The following is a 20,536-nucleotide window of genomic DNA, read 5'->3' as shown; positions in this document are numbered from 1 at the left end:
GTTATACGCAGTAGAGAAAAACCCGATCAGCAATGGTCGGGTTTTTTTTCGTCTGGCGATTTATCAAGAGCTGAGACATTGATCGGTGCTACAGTACGCAATAGACTCAAAATGCGTACAGATGGACTATCAACAACTTTCTGCCCAGCGCCGCAACCATCCGGCCTGGCGTTTGCTCGCCGCTGATCATGCACCGATGATCGCCAGTTTCCTGCACCGTCATTTTATTGCTCCCAATATCCGTACCATCGCACGCCAGCAACTGGCATCGCATCTGGACGATCATTTGTATCATCTGCATGAACTGGCTGGCGAGGTGTTGTTTCCCAAAAGCGCGACAGCGTATCTGGACGATTGGGCTTCCGATGAACGAGGCTGGCTACGCAAATATTATCCAAGCGGGCAGGATGAACCGCACTATGATTTGACCTCGCCGACAGAACAGGCGATCGCATGGCTGCTTGGCCTGGAACAACGCCAATTCATCGGCACCGAATCGCGCCTGATGACAGTGTTCGACTTATTGCGGCAGATTCTCGACGGCACGGAATTGAATCCCCGTACCCGCATCGCCGAGCTTCAGAAACGCAAGGCAGCCATCGATGCAGAAATCGCACAGATCGCCCAAGGACGACTCGATATGATGGAGCCTGGTCAAGTACGCGAACGCTTCCTGCAAATGTCGTCCACTGCACGCGAGCTATTGTCCGATTTTCGTGCCGTCGAACATAATTTTCGCAGCCTGGATCGGTCGGTGCGTGAACGTATCGCCGCCTGGGAAGGCAGCAAGGGCGAATTGCTGCAGGAAATTTTCGGCAAGCGCGATGTGATCGCCGATTCCGATGAAGGCAAGAGTTTTCGCGCCTTTTGGGATTTGTTGATGTCGCCATCTCGCCAGGATGAATTGACGGCGTTGTTGAATGCGGTAATGGCGCTCGATCCGGTACGCGAACTGGCCCCTGATGGCCGCTTGCTGCGTATTCATTATGACTGGCTGGAGGCGGGCGAAGTGACGCAGCGTACGGTGGCCCGTTTGTCGGAACAGTTGCGACGCTATCTCGACGATCAGGCCTGGCTGGAAAACCGCCGCATCATGCAGTTGATACGCGACATAGAAAAAAAGGCGCTCGATGCGCGCGCGGTGGTCGAGCATGCCGCTTTTATCGAGATCGATGCCGCCGCGCCGAATATACTGGCGCCAATGGATCGCACCTTGTTTACGCCGCCCTTCAAACCCGTCATTTTGCATGGCGTGCTCGATGAGGCCGCCGAACCGGTGCCGTCGGATGCCTTGTTCGAGCAGTTCCATGTCGACCGCCTGAAACTGGCGTCGAATATCCGGCGCGCGCTACAGCAGCGCAAGCAAGTGTCGCTCGGCACGCTGATCGCCGAATACCCGCTCGAGCAAGGCCTGGCGGAACTGGCCACTTATCTGAGCCTGGCGACGCAGGAGTTGCCAAGCGTGATCGACGATACGCAAGAAGAAACGATACACTGGAGCGATGCGCAGGGTCGTGCGCGGCTTGCCACAGTGCCTCTTCTTATTTTCAGTGCATGATGAATTCTTCCAGCGAAACCCATTACAGCCAGATCCTGATCGCCTTGATGCAAGGCGTGTTGTACCAGGAAAACGATGTCGCCTTATGGCAACCACTGCTGCTGTTGCAAGCGCGCGTGCGCGATTATTGCCAGCAAATCGGCCTGGAACTGATACTCGACGAAGCCGAGGGCTATGCTTATCTGCGCCAGCGTGCCACGCCGGAAGGGGAAGTCGTACTACCGCGTCTGGTGCCTCGGCGCCAGCTCAGTTATCCGGTCAGTTTGATCCTGGTGCTGTTGCGTAAAAAGCTGGCGGAGTTCGATAGCCATGCTGGCGACACGCGTTTAATTGTCAGCCGTGAGCAGATCGCCGAACAATTGCGCCTTTTCCTGCCCGATACCGCCAATGAAGCGCGTTTGTTTGACCGCATGGAGACGCATTTGAATAAAGTGGTCGAACTGGGCTTCCTGTATCGTTTGCGTGGACAGGATCAGCAATTTGAAGTGCGGCGCATTTTGAAGGCCTTTGTCGACGCGCAATGGCTTAGCGATTTTGAACAACGCCTGAACGATTACGGCAGTCATGGTGCGGGACTGTCGGAGGAGGCGGAATGACGGCGCGGGATCATGAGGACGGCGTAAGTTCCCAATTAGATTTTGCGGAGCCGGCGCTACTTGAACGTGCGGGCTTCCGGCTGCATCACTTCGAAGTCCTGAATTGGGGGACCTTTCATGCGCGCGTGTGGAAACTGCATCCGGGCGGCGACAATCTGCTGCTGACCGGCGACATCGGTTCGGGCAAATCGACGCTGGTCGACGCGATTACCACCTTGCTGGTTCCCGCTCAAAAGATTTCCTATAACAAAGCCGCCGGTGCCGACGCGCATGAGCGCAGCCTGCGTACCTATGTGCTCGGCCATTACAAATCAGAACGCGGTGACACGGGTAGTACGGCGCGCGCGGTGACCTTGCGCGACCAGAATACCTATGCCGTGATCCTTGGCGTGTTTTATAACGAAGGCTACGACCAGACTGTGACTCTGGCGCAGGTCTTCTGGCTCAAGGATGCGCGCGGCCAGCCCGAGCGTTTTTATGTGGTGGCGGACAGCGCCTTGTCGATCGCGGATCAGTTCGCCGGCTTCGGTAGCGATATCACCCAGTTGCGCAAGCGCCTGCGCGCCAGCAAGGGTATAACCCTGTACGACAGTTTTCCACCGTATGGTGCCGATTTCCGCCGCCGTTTCGGCATCGGCAATGAACAGGCGATGGAGTTGTTTCACCAGACGGTGTCGATGAAATCGGTCGGCAACCTGACCGACTTCGTACGTGAGCACATGCTCGAAGCATTTCCTGTCGAAGAGCGGATTGCCGCCCTGATTGCCCATTTCGATGATCTGCATCGGGCGCACGAAGCTGTACTCAAGGCAAAACAACAGATCGAGCAATTGCTGCCGCTCACTGCCGATTGCGCACGCCACGCCAGCTTGCAGCAGCAGGATGAACAGTTGCGCGGCTGCCGCGAAGCGCTGCGGCCGTGGTTCGCTGCCTTGAAAAGTGAGCTGTTGGAAAGCCGCCTGAAACAACTGGTGCTGGAACTGGAAAAAACCGCCACGCGCCTGCAGCGGCTGCAACAGCAACGCGGCGAACAAGGCCTGCGCCGCGATGAAATACGGGAAGCCATTTCCGCCAACGGCGGCAATCGCCTGGCGCAGATCGACGCCGAGATCGCGCGCCGGCAAACACTGAAGGATGAGCGTGCGCGGCGCGCAGCGCTCTACGAGCAATTGGCGCAAGCGCTGGGTTTGCCTGGTGCGGCCGATGACGAAGGCTTCAGCGCCAATCTGCGTGCCATCGACAGTGGCCAGGCGCAATGCGTCGCGCAGCGCGACGAGTGCCAGAACAGCCTGACAGAGGCGGGTGTCATGGTGCGCGAACTGGGGGCCAGCCATGGCGAGTTATCGGCGGAGCTCGCATCGTTGCGCCAGCGCCGCTCGAATATTCCAGGCCAGATGCTGAAACTGCGTGACTTGCTGTGCGGCGCGCTTGATCTCGATGGTGATGAGCTGCCCTTTGTTGGCGAGTTGATCCAGGTACGCGACGATGCGGGCGAGTGGGAGGGCGCGGCCGAACGTTTGCTGCACAATTTCGGCCTGGCGCTGCTGGTGCCGGAAGCCCATTATGCGGCGGTGGCGGCATGGGTGGACCGCAGCCATCTTGGAGCGCGCCTGGTGTATTTTCGGGTACGCGCGGTCAATGTACCGGAAGCACGGCCGCTGCATCCGGACTCCCTGGTGCGCAAGCTGTCCATCAAGCCTGATTCGGCGTTTTATCCATGGATAGCCGGTGAACTGGCGCGGCGGTTCGACTACGCATGCTGTGAATCGCTGCAGCAATTCCAACGTGAAAAATTGGCCATCACGCGCAACGGCCAGATCAAGGCGGGTGGCGAGCGCCATGAAAAGGATGACCGTCATCCGTTGCAAGACCGCACCCGTTATGTGCTGGGCTGGACCAACCAGGCCAAGATCGCGGCGCTGGAAAAGCAGGCGCGTGATTTGTCATTGCGCATCACCGCCCATCGTGCACGCATCAGTGCACTGGGCATTGATGTCAAAACGCATCAGGACCGCCTGGGTCACTGGCAGCAACTGGCGGTGTTCCAGCATTTCGGCGAACTGGACTGGAAACCCTTGCTGCTGGCGATCGAACAATTACTGCGTGAAAAAGAGGCACTGGAAGCGGCGTCCGATCTGCTGCAAGAGCTGCAGGGTCAGCTTGAGGCGTTGACGCAAGCGCAAGCCAAAACGGATGACGACATCAGCCGCCACACCACCGAGCATGCCAGGCTCAGCGAACGCCAGGAGCAGGCCAGCGCTCACTTGGGCGATTGCCTACAGTTGCTGGACGCCACGCCGTCGCACGCGCGTGAGCTGTATTTTCCCTTGCTGCAGCGGCTACAGTGGGAAGCGCTGGGCGAACACAAACTGACGGTGGAGTCGTGCGACAACCGTGAAAAAGACATGCGCACTTTCTTGCAGGCGCGTATCGATGCTGACAGCAAGAAAATCGCCAGTTTGCGCGATCGTATCATCAACGCCATGAGTGATTACGTCACGGCGTGGCCGCTCGATACGCGTGAAGTCGATGTCAGCATCAATGCCGCCGGCGAGTTTGGCAAGATGCTGGCGGCACTGCAGGCCGATGACTTGCCACGCTTTGCGCAGCGCTTCAAGGAATTGCTCAATGAAAACACGATACGCGAAATTGCTGGCTTTCAATCACAGCTCAAGCGCGAACGGGAAACCATACGCGAACGTATCGATATCATCAACCGCTCGCTGCACGATATCGATTACAACCCCAACCGCTATATCGCGCTGGAGGCCGAGCCCAACCTGGACGCTGACCTGCGCGATTTCCAGGTCGACTTGCGTGCCTGCACCGAAGGAGCGCTGACGGGATCGAGCGATGAAGAATATACGGAAGCCAAATTTATGCAGGTCAAAACGATTATCGAGCGCTTCCGTGGCCGCAGCGGGAGCGCCGAGGTGGACAAGCGCTGGACGCGCAAGGTGACCGATGTGCGCAACTGGTTTGTGTTTTCTGCCTCCGAGCGCTGGCGTGAAGATGATCGCGAGCACGAACATTACACTGACGCAGGTGGCAAGTCCGGTGGACAGAAGGAAAAGCTGGCCTATACCGTGCTGGCCGCCAGCCTGGCATACCAATTCGGCCTGGAGTGGGGCGTCGTGCGTTCACGCTCCTTCCGTTTTGTCGTGATTGATGAGGCGTTCGGCCGCGGTTCGGATGAATCCGCGCGATATGGATTGGAACTGTTCAAGCGTATGAATCTGCAATTGCTGATCGTCACGCCCTTGCAGAAGATTCATATCATCGAACCCTATGTTGCCGGCCTGGGCTTCGTGCATAGCGAAGAGGGCCGGCAATCAATGTTGCGTTGCCTGAGCATTGAGCAATACCAGGCCGAGCGCCAGGCCCGCAGCGCATGAGCGCCATGAGCACCAACTGGACCACGCCGGCCGACATTCGTATGCAGTTACTGCGCCAGTGGGACAGCGGTCGCCTGCTGGCGGCGCATGTCAGTCAGAGCGCGCTGTTTCCCTTGCCTCTCAATCTGCGCCAGCCTGCCTCGGCGCAACTGGGCGAGCAATTCGATGAAGTGCGGCGCTGGATACGCCAACTTGATGAAGGCAGCAAGAGTCACAAGGGCTACGGCTACACCATCGAATGGCGTGATATCAATCATCGCCAGTTGGGGCGTAATCGCATGCCGGCTGGCGTGGTCGTGGACGAAGAGGGCGACGCCTTGCGGCTGATCGGAAAAATGGCGGAGAAGCGGCGTTTCGAGCAATTGCTGACGCTGACGCTGCAGGCGTTTCCTGCTTTGGCCGGCTGGATCGCGCGCCGTCCGATGCTGTTGCTCGAGCACGCGCCTGCATGGGAACGCATCGTGCTGATCCTGCAATGGTTTGTGGCGCATCCACGTCCGCAGCTTTACTTGCGCGAACTCGACATCGCTGGGGTGGGCGGAAAATTCATCGAAACGCGCAAGGCCTTGCTGGCGGAATTACTGGATCAGCTAATGCTGCCCGAGGCGATCGACGCGCAGGCCGTCGGGGCGCGCCAATTTGAAACGCGTTATGGATTATTGAGCAAACCGGTAGTGATACGTTTTCGCCTGCTCGATCCGCGCCATTATATCGCTGGCTTGTCTGACCTGAGCGTGCCGGTAGCGCAGTTCGCTGCCTTGCATGTCAATGTAAAACGCGTCTTTATTACCGAGAATGAAATCAATGGCCTGGCGTTTCCGGAGGTTGAAGACAGCATGGTGATTTTCGGCGGCGGTTATAGTGTCGAACGCCTCGGTGATGTGCCCTGGTTGGCTGACAAGGAAGTAATTTACTGGGGCGATATCGATACGCACGGCTTTGCCATCCTGGATCGCTTGCGTGCATACTTGCCACAAGCGCGCTCCATGCTGATGGACATCGCGACGCTGGAAGCGCACCGCTTGCTGTGGGGGAGTGAAGAGCCGCATAAACGCCACGGTGGTAATCTGACCCGTTTGACGCATGAGGAACTGGCCCTGTTTAAAATACTGCACGAACATGCTTTGGGCGAATGCCTGCGTATGGAGCAGGAAAGACTGGGTTTTCGCTGGGTCAGGGCGGCGATACAAAATCTTGGCTGAAAGCCTTGCCACTATCGCGGGGCAGGGCTATAATTCGCCCCCTCGCTGAACGATGCATGCAAATGCTGAGTGAAGTGGGTAAAAAAGAAGGTTGACGAAATGCTGCAAACGCTTCATACTCTTCCTTCTTCGCAGCTGACAAACACAACGCTTTGTCGATAGCGCGAAAGTAGCACCGAATACAGTTCTTTAACAATTAACAGTCGATAAGTGTGGGCATTTGATGTAAGTGCAGCGCTGCGCAAGCAGCGTAAAACTTAAAATATCAAATGTTCACAAGAAATAATGAAATAGGCGCTACGAAAGTAGTGGCCTGTCAGTTTTTTGAGTGAGCAAATCTTTTGCAATGCAAAAGATTTGGATGGTAGTGATACTGTCCGACCTGTCAGAAATGACATTAAACAGAGATTAAACTGAAGAGTTTGATCCTGGCTCAGATTGAACGCTGGCGGCATGCCTTACACATGCAAGTCGAACGGCAGCACGGAGCTTGCTCTGGTGGCGAGTGGCGAACGGGTGAGTAATATATCGGAACGTACCCTAGAGTGGGGGATAACGTAGCGAAAGTTACGCTAATACCGCATACGATCTAAGGATGAAAGTGGGGGATCGCAAGACCTCATGCTCGTGGAGCGGCCGATATCTGATTAGCTAGTTGGTAGGGTAAAAGCCTACCAAGGCATCGATCAGTAGCTGGTCTGAGAGGACGACCAGCCACACTGGAACTGAGACACGGTCCAGACTCCTACGGGAGGCAGCAGTGGGGAATTTTGGACAATGGGCGAAAGCCTGATCCAGCAATGCCGCGTGAGTGAAGAAGGCCTTCGGGTTGTAAAGCTCTTTTGTCAGGGAAGAAACGGTGAGAGCTAATATCTCTTGCTAATGACGGTACCTGAAGAATAAGCACCGGCTAACTACGTGCCAGCAGCCGCGGTAATACGTAGGGTGCAAGCGTTAATCGGAATTACTGGGCGTAAAGCGTGCGCAGGCGGTTTTGTAAGTCTGATGTGAAATCCCCGGGCTCAACCTGGGAATTGCATTGGAGACTGCAAGGCTAGAATCTGGCAGAGGGGGGTAGAATTCCACGTGTAGCAGTGAAATGCGTAGATATGTGGAGGAACACCGATGGCGAAGGCAGCCCCCTGGGTCAAGATTGACGCTCATGCACGAAAGCGTGGGGAGCAAACAGGATTAGATACCCTGGTAGTCCACGCCCTAAACGATGTCTACTAGTTGTCGGGTCTTAATTGACTTGGTAACGCAGCTAACGCGTGAAGTAGACCGCCTGGGGAGTACGGTCGCAAGATTAAAACTCAAAGGAATTGACGGGGACCCGCACAAGCGGTGGATGATGTGGATTAATTCGATGCAACGCGAAAAACCTTACCTACCCTTGACATGGCTGGAATCCCCGAGAGATTGGGGAGTGCTCGAAAGAGAGCCAGTACACAGGTGCTGCATGGCTGTCGTCAGCTCGTGTCGTGAGATGTTGGGTTAAGTCCCGCAACGAGCGCAACCCTTGTCATTAGTTGCTACGAAAGGGCACTCTAATGAGACTGCCGGTGACAAACCGGAGGAAGGTGGGGATGACGTCAAGTCCTCATGGCCCTTATGGGTAGGGCTTCACACGTCATACAATGGTACATACAGAGCGCCGCCAACCCGCGAGGGGGAGCTAATCGCAGAAAGTGTATCGTAGTCCGGATTGTAGTCTGCAACTCGACTGCATGAAGTTGGAATCGCTAGTAATCGCGGATCAGCATGTCGCGGTGAATACGTTCCCGGGTCTTGTACACACCGCCCGTCACACCATGGGAGCGGGTTTTACCAGAAGTAGGTAGCTTAACCGTAAGGAGGGCGCTTACCACGGTAGGATTCGTGACTGGGGTGAAGTCGTAACAAGGTAGCCGTATCGGAAGGTGCGGCTGGATCACCTCCTTTCTAGAGTTTGCACGAATCAGCAATGATTCACACATCAAATGTTCACACTTATCGGCTGTTAATATAAAGAACAGCATTTGGGGCTGTAGCTCAGCTGGTTAGAGCACCGTGTTGATAACGCGGGGGTCGTTGGTTCGAGTCCAACCAGCCCTACCAGTTTCTGTAGTCTGGAAATACCCTAGGGGGATTAGCTCAGCTGGGAGAGCACCTGCTTTGCAAGCAGGGGGTCGTCGGTTCGATCCCGTCATCCTCCACCAAAAGTTCAAACGTAAATCAGTGCAGATAGTGCACCGGGATTTAGGTTTGGTCTTTTCGAGATCAAGTGCTGTATGTTCTTTAACAATCTGGAAGAAGTAAAGATTATTTATTGATCGGTTTGCCGTAAAAAGCGAATCGATGGGTAATGATTGTATGTATCAACAAACAAGCAACAACGTTGTACTTTCTTATCCCTGTAGCGCTCTTTCCTCATGCAAATGATGAGAGGCTAACGTTATAGGGACAAGCGAATAAGTGCACATGGTGGATGCCTTGGCGATTACAGGCGATGAAGGACGTAGTAGCTTGCGATAAGCTGCGGGGAGTGAGCAAACACACTTTGATCCGCAGATTTCCGAATGGGGCAACCCACCCTTTTAGGGTATTGCATACTGAATACATAGGTATGCAAGGCGAACGCGGCGAACTGAAACATCTAAGTAGCTGCAGGAAAAGAAATCAACCGAGATTCCCAAAGTAGCGGCGAGCGAAATGGGAGGAGCCTGTACGTGATAGTCGGACCGATAACAGAATCCTCTGGAAATAGGAGCCATAGTGGGTGATAGCCCCGTATGTGAAATCGGACCGGTGATACTAAGCGTACGACAAGTAGGGCGGGACACGTGACATCCTGTCTGAATATGGGGGGACCATCCTCCAAGGCTAAATACTCGTAATCGACCGATAGTGAACCAGTACCGTGAGGGAAAGGCGAAAAGAACCCCGGAAGGGGAGTGAAATAGATCCTGAAACCGTGTGCATACAAACAGTAGGAGCGGACTTGTTCCGTGACTGCGTACCTTTTGTATAATGGGTCAGCGACTTACATTCAGTGGCAAGGTTAACCATATAGGGAAGCCGTAGAGAAATCGAGTCCGAATAGGGCGATCAGTCGCTGGGTGTAGACCCGAAACCAAGTGATCTACTCATGGCCAGGATGAAGGTGCGGTAACACGCCCTGGAGGTCCGAACCCACTAATGTTGAAAAATTAGGGGATGAGCTGTGGGTAGGGGTGAAAGGCTAAACAAACTTGGAAATAGCTGGTTCTCTCCGAAAACTATTTAGGTAGTGCCTCAAGTATCACCATCGGGGGTAGAGCACTGTTATGGCTAGGGGGTCATTGCGACTTACCAAACCATTGCAAACTCCGAATACCGATGAGTGCGAGCTTGGGAGACAGACGTCGGGTGCTAACGTCCGGCGTCAAGAGGGAAACAACCCAGACCGCCAGCTAAGGTCCCAAAGATTGGCTAAGTGGAAAACGAAGTGGGAAGGCTAAAACAGTCAGGATGTTGGCTTAGAAGCAGCCATCATTTAAAGAAAGCGTAATAGCTCACTGATCGAGTCGTCCTGCGCGGAAGATGTAACGGGGCTAAGCCAGTCACCGAAGCTGCGGATATATAGCAATATATATGGTAGGAGAGCGTTCTGTAAGCCTGCGAAGGTGTCTTGTAAAGGATGCTGGAGGTATCAGAAGTGCGAATGCTGACATGAGTAGCGATAATGGGGGTGAAAAGCCTCCACGCCGTAAGCCCAAGGTTTCCTGTTCAACGTTCATCGGAGCAGGGTGAGTCGGCCCCTAAGGCGAGGCAGAGATGCGTAGCTGATGGGAAGCAGGTTAATATTCCTGCACCGTCGTATGATGCGATGGGGGGACGGATCGCGGAAGGTTGTCCAACTGTTGGAATAGTTGGTTTTTGGCTCATAGAAGGCGCTTAGGCAAATCCGGGCGCGGAATTCAAGGGGTTGAGACGAGTGCACTTGTGCACGAAGCAATCGGAAGTGGTTCCAAGAAAAGCCTCTAAGCTTCAGTCATACGAGACCGTACCGCAAACCGACACAGGTGGGCGAGATGAGTATTCTAAGGCGCTTGAGAGAACTCGGGAGAAGGAACTCGGCAAATTGGTACCGTAACTTCGGGAAAAGGTACGCCCCGGTAGCTTGATTGGTTTACTCCATGAGGGTGAAAGGGTTGCAATAAACTGGTGGCTGCGACTGTTTAATAAAAACACAGCACTCTGCAAACACGAAAGTGGACGTATAGGGTGTGACGCCTGCCCGGTGCTGGAAGATTAAATGATGGGGTGCAAGCTCTTGATTGAAGTCCCAGTAAACGGCGGCCGTAACTATAACGGTCCTAAGGTAGCGAAATTCCTTGTCGGGTAAGTTCCGACCTGCACGAATGGCGTAACGATGGCCACACTGTCTCCTCCCGAGACTCAGCGAAGTTGAAATGTTTGTGATGATGCAATCTACCCGCGGCTAGACGGAAAGACCCCATGAACCTTTACTGTAGCTTTGCATTGGACTTTGAACCAATCTGTGTAGGATAGGTGGGAGGCTTTGAAGCGGGGACGCTAGTTCTCGTGGAGCCAACCTTGAAATACCACCCTGGTTTGTTTGAGGTTCTAACCTTGGTCCGTTATCCGGATCGGGGACAGTGCATGGTAGGCAGTTTGACTGGGGCGGTCTCCTCCTAAAGTGTAACGGAGGAGTTCGAAGGTACGCTAGATACGGTCGGACATCGTGTTGATAGTGCAATGGCATAAGCGTGCTTAACTGCGAGACTGACAAGTCGAGCAGGTACGAAAGTAGGACATAGTGATCCGGTGGTTCTGTATGGAAGGGCCATCGCTCAACGGATAAAAGGTACTCTGGGGATAACAGGCTGATTCCTCCCAAGAGTTCATATCGACGGGGGAGTTTGGCACCTCGATGTCGGCTCATCACATCCTGGGGCTGTAGCCGGTCCCAAGGGTATGGCTGTTCGCCATTTAAAGTGGTACGTGAGCTGGGTTTAAAACGTCGTGAGACAGTTTGGTCCCTATCTGCCGTGGGCGTTGGAAATTTGAAGGGGGCTGCTCCTAGTACGAGAGGACCGGAGTGGACGTATCTCTGGTGTACCGGTTGTCACGCCAGTGGCATTGCCGGGTAGCTAAATACGGAAGAGATAACCGCTGAAAGCATCTAAGCGGGAAACTTGCCTTGAGATGAGATTTCCCAGAGCCTTGAGCTCTTTGAAGGGTCGTTCGAGACCAGGACGTTGATAGGCTGGGTGTGGAAGTGCAGTAATGCATTAAGCTAACCAGTACTAATTGCCCGTACGGCTTGTCCCTATAACCTTAGCAGGTACAGAGGATAAGACGGTACAACGTTGCGTGTTTGTTGATACTACCAGTCATTACCCCAATCTTTGCTTCTTCCAGATTCAGGCTTTGTCGCTCCATTGAGGACAAATGCCAGTACAAGTTATGCCTGATGACCATAGCAAGTTGGTCCCACCCCTTCCCATCCCGAACAGGACCGTGAAACAACTTTGCGCCGATGATAGTGCTGCAACCAGTGTGAAAGTAGGTTATCGTCAGGCTTGTTATACGCAGTAGAGAAAAACCCGATCAGCAATGGTCGGGTTTTTTTTCGTCTGCTGATTTGGCAGGTTTTACAGCGTACAGGTGTAAAAAAAGCAGCGCTATGCGCTGCTTTTGTCATGTATCACCTGCATTAAAAGTGATAAGCCACTTTGACGTTCATGAAGTTGACGCCGCTGTTAGGCTTCTTGTAGCCGCCATTCGAGAAATGCTGGATCTTCGCAGCGACTTCCCATTTGTTATTGAACACGTAGCCGACGCCGATATGGTCGCCGAACTGGAAGTGGGTCGACAGGCGGTTATCGTCGTTATCGTACAGCTTGGACAGCATGTGTACGCCAATGCCGCCTTCTGCATAGAAGCCCAGCTTGTTTGTGTTTTCAAAGCGGAACACGGGAGTAAAGCCCAGATCCCACAGTTTTTGATGCTGGCCAGGGACGTTGCGATAGCTCTTGCCATCCCAGCCGCCGATGCTGGCATCCCAGTAACCGCTCAACTGCGTACCATTCGATACAAACCAGGCCTTATCCCAGTTCGAGGTCACGCCAGCGCGTACCATTTGTACCTTCACGCCCTTGGCATATTCGCCGTAGACGGAGTCGATCAGTTTGTCGTCGGCGGCAAAGCCGGCGTTGGCCGCCATCAGCGCGGCAACGGCGGCGATGGATTTGAGGAGATTCTTCTTGAAGAACATAGAGGCTTTCATCGTAAAATTGGCCGATAGGCTATTGTTGTACAGGCACCTTGCTTTGATGCCGCTCTCGCCACTTGTTAATCTCAGGGGTTCAATTGACATTCTCTACAAAAATCGCATTTCTCGGTATCGGTCTGATGGGGGATCCGATGGTCCGGTGCCTGCTACGCGCTGGATATTCTGTCACAATTTGGAATCGCACGCACAGCAAGGCCCAAGTGCTGCGTGCGGCAGGGGCGCAACCGGCCGTTTCCATAGCTGAGGCGGTCAGTGGCGCGGACGTGGTCATCTCGATGCTGGAAGCCGGTCCCATCGTGGCGCAGGTATTGCAAGAGGCGCTGCCGGCCCTGTCCGCAGGTGCGCTGTGGATCGATATGAGTTCCACCCAACAATCGGAAGCCCGGCAATTTCATGCCACCTTGCAGGCGGCAGACCATGCCTTCATCGATGCGCCCGTGTCGGGCGGCGTCGCAGGCGCGCAGGCGGGCACCCTGGCCATCATGGCCGGCGCCAGCACCAGCGATTACGCGCGCGTGCAAACTATCCTGGCGGCCATGGGGCGCCCGACCCTGGTGGGCCCGCCAGGCAGTGGCCAGGTCGCCAAGCTGTGCAATCAGCTGATCGTCGGTGCTACCTTGACCATCGTGGCTGAAGCGCTGTTGCTGGCCCAGGCGGCTGGCGCGGATGCCGCCGCCGTACGGGCAGCGATCCGCGGCGGTTTTGCTGAGAGCAAGATTTTGGAGGTGCATGGCCAGCGCATGCTGGAACGTAACTTTGTTGCTGGTGGCCAGGTGAAGAGCCAGATCAAGGATATGCACAACATCCTCGCTGCAGCCGAGGCGGCCCACGTCACTTTGCCGGTGACGCAACTGGTGACGCAGCGCTACGAAACCATTGCTGAAACGTACCCGACGGCCGATCACTCGGCCGCCTTGCTGGCCCTGGAAGCGTTGAATCCGGACCAGCGCCTGGGCACCGGTCCGGACAAGCTCAGTTGATTTACGTGATGGGCAGGCTCGCTTCGGCCAGCCTGACCCAGAAACTGGCACCGATCGGCAGTAATTGGTCGTTGAAGTCGTAGCTGCCATTGTGCAAGACGCATGGCCCCAGGCCGTGGCCGCCATCGCGGTGCTCGCCATCGCCATTGCCGATGAAGATGTAGCAGCCAGCCTTTTCCTGCAGGAAGAAAGAAAAATCTTCCGCGCCCATGGTCGGCTCGACATTCGCGTTGACCTTGTCCGCACCGACCACGCTTTTCATGACTTCGACGGCAAACGCCGTTTCTTTCGCGTGGTTGACCAGCGGCGGATAGTTGCGCTTGAAATGGAAATCGACTTCCGCGCCAAAGGCGGCGGCCGTGTGCATGGCGATGTCACGCATGCGCTCTTCGATCAGGTCCAGCACGGGCGTGGTAAAAGTGCGCACGGTGCCGACCAGGCTGGCGTCATCGGGAATCACATTGGTGGCGCTGCCCGCGTGGATTTGCGTGATCGACAGCACGGCCGTATCGAGCGGACTCTTGTTGCGTGTGATCACTGTTTGCCAGCTTTGCGCGATTTGCACGGCGACCATCACGGGATCGATGCCCTTGTGGGGCTGGGCCGCGTGCGCGCCCTTGCCTTTGACGGTGACGTGGAATTCATTGCTCGACGCCATCATCGGCCCTTCCACCACGCTCAGGGTGCCCGTTTCGGCGCCTGGCCAGTTGTGCATGCCGTAGATGGCATCCATGGGAAAACGCGTAAACAAGCCGTCTGCTATCATTTCGCGCGCGCCGGCGCCGCCTTCCTCGGCTGGCTGAAAGACGAGGTAAACGGTGCCATCGAAGTTGCGGTGCTGCGCCAGGTAATGGGCGGCACCGAGCAGCATGGCCGTGTGGCCGTCGTGGCCGCAGGCGTGCATCTTGCCCGGGTGGCGCGAGGCATGCTCGAAAGTATTCATTTCCTGCATCGGCAAGGCATCCATGTCGGCGCGCAGGCCGATGGCGCGTGTTGAGGTGCCATGCTGGATGATGCCGACCACGCCGGTGCGGCCCAGGCCGCGTACCACGGGAATGCCCCATTGCGTCAGTTTGGCGGCGACCACGTCCGAGGTGCGCTGTTCTTCGTAGCACAGCTCGGGGTGCGCGTGCAGGTCGCGGCGGATACCTTGCAGCTCGGATTGAAACGCCAAGATCGGATCAACTAGTTTCATGGGACTCTCCTGTGGATGCTGGCACGCAGCAATGTATGGCGCGCCGGACCGCGCTTGCTTGATCAAAAACAGGCTCGGCTAATAGTGCATTGTAGCCCTTGTTTGCAGGGTAAATCCAGCGCACGGCCGTGCTTACCACGGCGCCAACAGCAAGCGCGCGGAATGGTTTACAGTATCGCCTTCCCCCAACGTTTTTGGATTGCCCCATGACCACCACCCAAGTGCGCGCCGCCTGCCCGCTCGACTGCCCCGATACCTGCGCCTTGCTGGTCACCGTGACCGATGGCGTGGCCACCGCCGTCAAGGGTGATCCCGACCACCCGACCACGGCTGGCGTGCTGTGCACGAAGGTGTCGCGCTTCACGGAGCGCACCTACCATGCGGACCGGCTGCTGCATCCGCTGCGCCGCGTGGGCAAGAAGGGCGAAGGCAAGTTCGAGCGCATCAGCTGGGAAGAAGCTCTGCAGACCATCGCGGCCCGTTTGAAACCGATCGCCGCGCGCGATCCGCAGGCCATCTTGCCGTACAGCTACTGCGGCACCATGGGCCTGGTGCAGGGCGAATCGATGTCCTCGCGCTTTTTCAATCAGATCGGCGCGTCCCTGCTGGACCGCACCATCTGCGCCTCGGCCGGCGCCACGGGCTACCGCTACACGGTGGGCGCCAGCATCGGCACGGACATGGAGCAGTTCCAGAACGCGAAATTGATCATCATCTGGGGCGGCAACCCGATCGCCTCGAACCTGCACTTCTGGATGCGCGCGCAAGAGGCCAAGCGCAACGGCGCCACCCTGATCGCCATCGACCCGTATCGCTCGCTGACGGCCGAAAAATGCCACCAGCACATCGCCTTGCTGCCGGGTACCGATGCGGCCCTGGCGCTGGGCTTGATGCATGTGCTGATCACGGAAGATTTGCTCGACCATGACTATATCGCGCAGTACACCATCGGCTATGCGGAACTGAAACAACGGGCCCTGGCATGGCCGCCCGAACGCGTGGCCGAGGTGTGCGGCATCACGGCCACGGAAGTGCTGGACCTGGCGCGCCTGTACGGCCAGGCATGCCGCTCTGGCGAAGGCGCCGCCATCCGTACCAACTACGGCGTACAGCGCGTGCATGGCGGCGGCATGGCGGTGCGCAATATCGCCTGCCTGCCGGCCCTGACGGGCGCCTGGCGCCATCCAGCGGGCGGCATGCAGCTGTCGAGCTCGGGTTCTTTCCCCGTCAACCGCAAGGCCCTGCAGCGCCCCGACTTATTGAAAGGCACGCCGCGCACCATCAACATGAGCACCATCGGCGACGATCTGCTGAAAACCAGCTCGCCCGAGTTTGGCCCGCAAGTGGAAGCCGTGATCGTCTACAACTCGAACCCGCTGGCCGTGGCGCCCGATTCCTCGAAAGTGGCGCAGGGCTTTGCCCGCGAAGACTTGTTTACAGTCGTGCTCGAACATTTCCAGACGGACACCGTCGATTACGCCGACATCGTGCTGCCCGCCACCACGCAGCTCGAACATGTCGATGCGCACTCCACCTACGGCCACCTGTACATGATGGCGAACAATGCGGCCGTGGCGCCGCTGGGCGAAGCGAAGGCGAATACGGAAATCTTCCGTTTGCTGGCCCAATACATGGGCTTTGATGATCCGTGCTTCCAGGAAAGCGACGATGCCTTGGCGGCCAAGGCCTTCGATGCGACGGATGCGCGCGCCGTGCATTTCGACTGGGAATCGCTGAAACGCACGGGCTGGCAAAAGCTGGCCATGCCCGAGGCGCCATTTGCCGAAGGCGGTTTCCCCACGCCATCGGGCAAGTGCGAGTTTTACTCGGAGGCGATGGCGCAGGCGGGACTCGATCCCTTGCCGACGTATATCGCGCCGCACGAATCGCAAGCCAGCAATCCCGCATTGGCGGCGCGTTTCCCGCTGGCCATGATTTCCCCGCCGGCGCGCAATTTCCTCAATTCTACGTTCGTCAACGTGAAAAGCCTGCGCGCGGCCGAAGGCGAGCCGCACCTCGATATCCATCCCGACGATGGCGCCGCACGCGGTATCGCCGCCGGCGACATGGTGCGCATCTTCAATGACCGTGGCAGCTTTGTTGCCAAGGCCAGGGTCACCGACAAGGCGAGACGCGGCCTGGTGGTGGGCTTGTCCGTGTGGTGGAAGAAACTCGCCAGCGATGGCAAGAACGCCAATGAAGTGACGAGCCAGCGCCTGACGGACATGGGCCGCGCACCGACCTTCTACGATACGCTGGTCGAAGTGGAAAAGGTTGCCTGACATGCTGCGCTGGCCGGCCTGCTTGCTTGTCGGCACGGTGTGTCTGCTGCTGGGCGGTTGCACGCAGCTGCGCTACTACACGCAGGCGGCGCAGGGGCAGTATGCGCTGTGGTCGGGCGCGCGGCCCATCGGTGACTGGCTCGGGGACCCGGCCACCGAGCCGCGCCTGAAAGTGCGCCTGGCCAGGGCGCAGCAAATTCGCCGCTTTGCCGTCAGCGAGCTGGATTTACCGGACAATGGCAGCTACAAGAACTACGCCGCCCTGCGGCGCCCGTTCGTGCTATGGAACGTGGTGGCCACGCCGGAACTGTCGCTGCAGCCGCTGCAATGGTGTTTCCCCATCGCCGGCTGCGTCAGCTATCGTGGCTATTACAGCAAGGAAGAGGCGCTCGCGTATGCCGACGAGTTGCGCGCCCAGCATTACGACGTGCAGGTGGGCGGCGTGCCCGCGTATTCCACCCTGGGCTGGTTCGATGATCCCCTGCTGTCGACCTTTATCAATTACAACGATGCGGAACTGGCGCGCCTGATCTTCCATGAGCTGGCGCACCAGGTGGTGTACGTGCCCGGCGATTCGGCCTTCAACGAATCGTTCGCCAGCGCCGTGGAAGAGGCGGGCGTGCAGCGCTGGCTGGCGCGCGAAGGCAATGACGCGATGCGCGCCTCATACGCCCAGTACGCAGGGCGGCGCCAGGATTTCCTGGCCTTGCTGCTGACATACCGGGGGAGGCTGGAAGCCGTGTATGCCAGTGACGCCAGCGATGCCGAGAAGCGCGCGCGCAAGGCGCAAGTATTTACGGCACTGCAAGACGCCTACCAGGTGCTGAAGAAAAACTGGGGCGGTTTTGCCGGTTACGACCGCTGGTTCGAGCAGCCATTGAGCAATGCGCACCTGGCTTCCGTGTCGACCTACAATGAATTTTTGCCTGCCTTCAAAAAATTGCTGGAAGAAAAAAAGAACTTTCGTGCTTTTTATGCTGCAGTGCACACAATGGCCCAGATCAAGCAGCCTGAGCGCAGGCATGCGCTGGAACAATTGTCCAGCCCCTGACCCGTAAAGATTGTCCCGTACGGCGAGGTAAGCGATTCGGTAACAGTGTATTTATCATGCTGCAGTGCAGCACAAAATGCTCCTAGAGTTGCTGCTCGAATACTGTTGAAAGCGCTTGCATGGAAGCGCGGCGCCCGATAGCATCGCATTAGTAGCATAGAGCAATTGCTCGTCAGAATGCTCAAACTGACTGCAGGACGACAGAATCCGCAGCAATGATCCGCGCCGGCAGGCTGCGCCGGCTCCCCCACGATTATTCGAGACAAGAGGCACAGGATGGAAAAAATTTGGCTGAAGTCGTATCCTCCCGGCGTTCCCGCCGACATCGATCCGGATCAATATCGTTCGCTGGTGCATGTGCTGGAAGAAGCGTTTCAAAAATATGCGGACCGCAATGCCTATGTCTGCATGGACAAATTTCTCACCTATGCCGAGCTCGACACCTATTCGCGCCAGCTCGGTGCCTGGCTGCAAAGCCGTGGCCTGAAGAAGGGCGCCAGAGTTGCCCTGATGATGCCGAACGTGCTGCAGTATCCGGTGGCCATTGCCGCCGTGCTGCGCGCCGGCTACACGGTGGTCAACGTCAACCCGCTGTACACGCCGCGCGAACTCGAGCACCAGCTCAACGATTCGGGCAGCGAAGCCATCATCGTGCTGGAAAACTTCGCCCATACACTCGAACAAGTATTGAGCAAGACGGCCATCAAGCACATCGTCGTCGCCAGCATGGGCGAGATGCTGGGCGGTTTGAAAGGCATGCTCGTCAATTTTGTCGTGCGCAACGTCAAGAAGATGGTGCCCGCGTATTCCTTGCCGAACGCCATGCGTTTCAAGCAGGCGCTGGCGCTGGGCAGCCGCATGAAACTCACGCCCGTCGAGCTGAGCATCAATGACCCTGCTTTCCTGCAATACACGGGCGGCACCACGGGCGTGTCGAAAGGCGCGACCTTGAGCCACCGCAATGTGATCGCCAATGTGCTGCAGAGCGAAGCGTGGTCGGGCGCGGCGCTCGACCAGAACAGCAAGGAACAGATGATCGTTGTCTGCGCCTTGCCGCTGTACCATATCTTTGCCCTGACGGCGTGCGCCATGTGGGGCACGCGCGTGGGCGCGCTGAATATCCTGATCCCGAATCCGCGCGATATCCCGGGCCTGATCAAGGAGCTGGGCAAGTACAAGTTCAATTTGTTGCCGGCGGTCAATACCCTGTATAACGCGCTGGTGAATCACCCGGACTTCGCCAAGCTCGATTTCTCGGGCTTGAAGATCGCCAATGGCGGCGGCATGGCGGTGCAGCAAGCCGTCAATGACAAGTGGCTGCAAGCGACGGGCGTGTCCATCATCGAGGGTTATGGCCTGTCGGAAACGTCGCCCGTCGCCACCTGCAACCGTGCCGACAGCACGGCGTTTTCAGGCACCATCGGCTTGCCGATTCCGTCGACCGAGATCGCGATTCTCGACGATGACGGCAAGGAAGTGCCGTTGGGCCAGACGGGCGAAATCGCCATCCGTGGCCCGCAAGTGATGAGCGGCTACTGGAACCGTCCCGATGAAACGGCCAAGGTCATGACGGCCGACGGCTATTTCAAGTCGGGCGACGTGGGCATCATGGATGAGCGCGGCTACGTGAAAATCGTGGATCGCAAGAAAGACATGATCCTCGTCTCCGGCTTCAACGTGTATCCGAACGAAGTCGAAGCCGTCATCGCCGCCCATCCGGGCGTGCTTGAGTGCGCCTGCGTGGGCGTGCCTGATGAGCATTCGGGTGAAGCCGTGAAAGTGTTTGTCGTGCGCAAGGACCCGAACCTGACCCAGGCAGTGCTGGCCGCGTATTGCAAGGAACAATTCACGGGCTACAAGCGGCCGAAATACATCGAGTTCCGCGATGAACTGCCGAAAACCAACGTCGGCAAGATTTTGCGTCGCGCCCTGCGTGACGAGAAAACGATAGCAGCATAAACAATGTGGATGCGCCAGGAGGCGCATCCCTTTTACAG

At 56.9% G+C, this 20,536-nt stretch carries 10 protein-coding genes, 2 tRNA genes and 3 rRNA genes; 13 read left to right on the top strand and 2 right to left on the bottom strand.

Annotation, left to right across the window (positions count from 1 at the left end):
• Positions 1 to 121: 121 nt before the first annotated feature.
• The 9 genes from CLU91_RS14980 to rrf all read left to right on the top strand — a co-directional run bounded on the left by CLU91_RS14980 (position 122) and on the right by rrf (position 12,318).
• Positions 122 to 1,558, top strand: a complete 1,437-nt coding sequence (locus tag CLU91_RS14980) for a DUF3375 domain-containing protein (RefSeq protein ID WP_100874802.1) — start codon at positions 122 to 124, stop codon at positions 1,556 to 1,558.
• Entirely contained in the window at positions 1,558 to 2,154 is a 597-nt protein-coding gene (locus tag CLU91_RS14975) for a DUF4194 domain-containing protein (RefSeq protein WP_198521475.1), read from the top strand. Before CLU91_RS14980 ends, CLU91_RS14975 begins: the two co-directional genes overlap by 1 nt.
• A complete protein-coding gene (locus CLU91_RS14970; RefSeq protein ID WP_100874800.1) occupies positions 2,151 to 5,549 on the top strand; it encodes an ATP-binding protein in 3,399 nt (1,132 codons plus the stop codon). The genes CLU91_RS14975 and CLU91_RS14970 overlap by 4 nt, the downstream gene beginning before the upstream one ends.
• Before the next feature lie 5 nt (positions 5,550 to 5,554).
• Positions 5,555 to 6,751, top strand: coding sequence for a DUF3322 domain-containing protein (locus CLU91_RS14965; RefSeq protein WP_232730763.1), 1,197 nt, complete (start codon positions 5,555 to 5,557; stop codon positions 6,749 to 6,751).
• Positions 6,752 to 7,161: 410 nt separating this feature from the next.
• Positions 7,162 to 8,692: ribosomal RNA gene (locus CLU91_RS14960) — 16S ribosomal RNA — on the top strand.
• A 79-nt stretch (positions 8,693 to 8,771) separates the two neighbouring features.
• Positions 8,772 to 8,848: transfer RNA gene (locus CLU91_RS14955), tRNA-Ile, on the top strand.
• A gap of 25 nt (positions 8,849 to 8,873) precedes the next feature.
• Positions 8,874 to 8,949, top strand: a tRNA-Ala gene (locus CLU91_RS14950).
• Positions 8,950 to 9,191: 242 nt separating this feature from the next.
• Positions 9,192 to 12,067 (top strand): 23S ribosomal RNA (locus CLU91_RS14945).
• Between the two features lie 138 nt (positions 12,068 to 12,205).
• A 5S ribosomal RNA gene (rrf, locus tag CLU91_RS14940) occupies positions 12,206 to 12,318 on the top strand.
• The 16S, 23S and 5S rRNA genes sit together here with 2 tRNA genes alongside, the layout of an rRNA operon.
• Positions 12,319 to 12,452: 134 nt before the next feature.
• Here rrf and CLU91_RS14935 read toward each other — a convergent pair.
• Positions 12,453 to 13,025: an acyloxyacyl hydrolase gene (locus CLU91_RS14935; RefSeq protein ID WP_232730762.1), complete on the bottom strand. Its 573-nt coding sequence runs from the start codon at positions 13,023 to 13,025 to the stop codon at positions 12,453 to 12,455.
• Between the two features lie 101 nt (positions 13,026 to 13,126).
• Between CLU91_RS14935 and CLU91_RS14930 the strand changes: the two genes are divergently transcribed.
• Entirely contained in the window at positions 13,127 to 14,011 is an 885-nt protein-coding gene (locus CLU91_RS14930; RefSeq protein ID WP_269800653.1) for an NAD(P)-dependent oxidoreductase, read from the top strand.
• A gap of 1 nt (position 14,012) precedes the next feature.
• Here the strand turns inward: CLU91_RS14930 and CLU91_RS14925 are convergent, their stop codons facing one another.
• Positions 14,013 to 15,206: a M20 aminoacylase family protein gene (locus CLU91_RS14925; RefSeq protein WP_100874796.1), complete on the bottom strand. Its 1,194-nt coding sequence runs from the start codon at positions 15,204 to 15,206 to the stop codon at positions 14,013 to 14,015.
• A 206-nt stretch (positions 15,207 to 15,412) separates the two neighbouring features.
• Between CLU91_RS14925 and CLU91_RS14920 the strand changes: the two genes are divergently transcribed.
• The 3 genes from CLU91_RS14920 (at position 15,413) to CLU91_RS14910 (ending at position 20,498) form a co-directional block, all read left to right on the top strand.
• Positions 15,413 to 17,488, top strand: coding sequence for a molybdopterin-containing oxidoreductase family protein (locus tag CLU91_RS14920; protein ID WP_100874795.1), 2,076 nt, complete (start codon positions 15,413 to 15,415; stop codon positions 17,486 to 17,488).
• A 1-nt stretch (position 17,489) separates the two neighbouring features.
• On the top strand, positions 17,490 to 18,539 hold the full coding sequence (locus tag CLU91_RS14915) for an aminopeptidase (RefSeq protein WP_100874794.1): 1,050 nt from the start codon (positions 17,490 to 17,492) through the stop codon (positions 18,537 to 18,539).
• Between the two features lie 276 nt (positions 18,540 to 18,815).
• Complete coding sequence (locus CLU91_RS14910) at positions 18,816 to 20,498, top strand: long-chain fatty acid--CoA ligase (RefSeq protein ID WP_100874793.1); 1,683 nt, start codon at positions 18,816 to 18,818, stop codon at positions 20,496 to 20,498.
• Positions 20,499 to 20,536: the final 38 nt, after the last annotated feature.

The sequence above is a fragment of the Janthinobacterium sp. 64 genome, assembly GCF_002813325.1.
Classification (GTDB): domain Bacteria; phylum Pseudomonadota; class Gammaproteobacteria; order Burkholderiales; family Burkholderiaceae_D; genus Janthinobacterium.
Note: the sequence above shows the minus strand (reverse complement) of the source record. Positions and strands in the feature narration are given on the sequence as shown.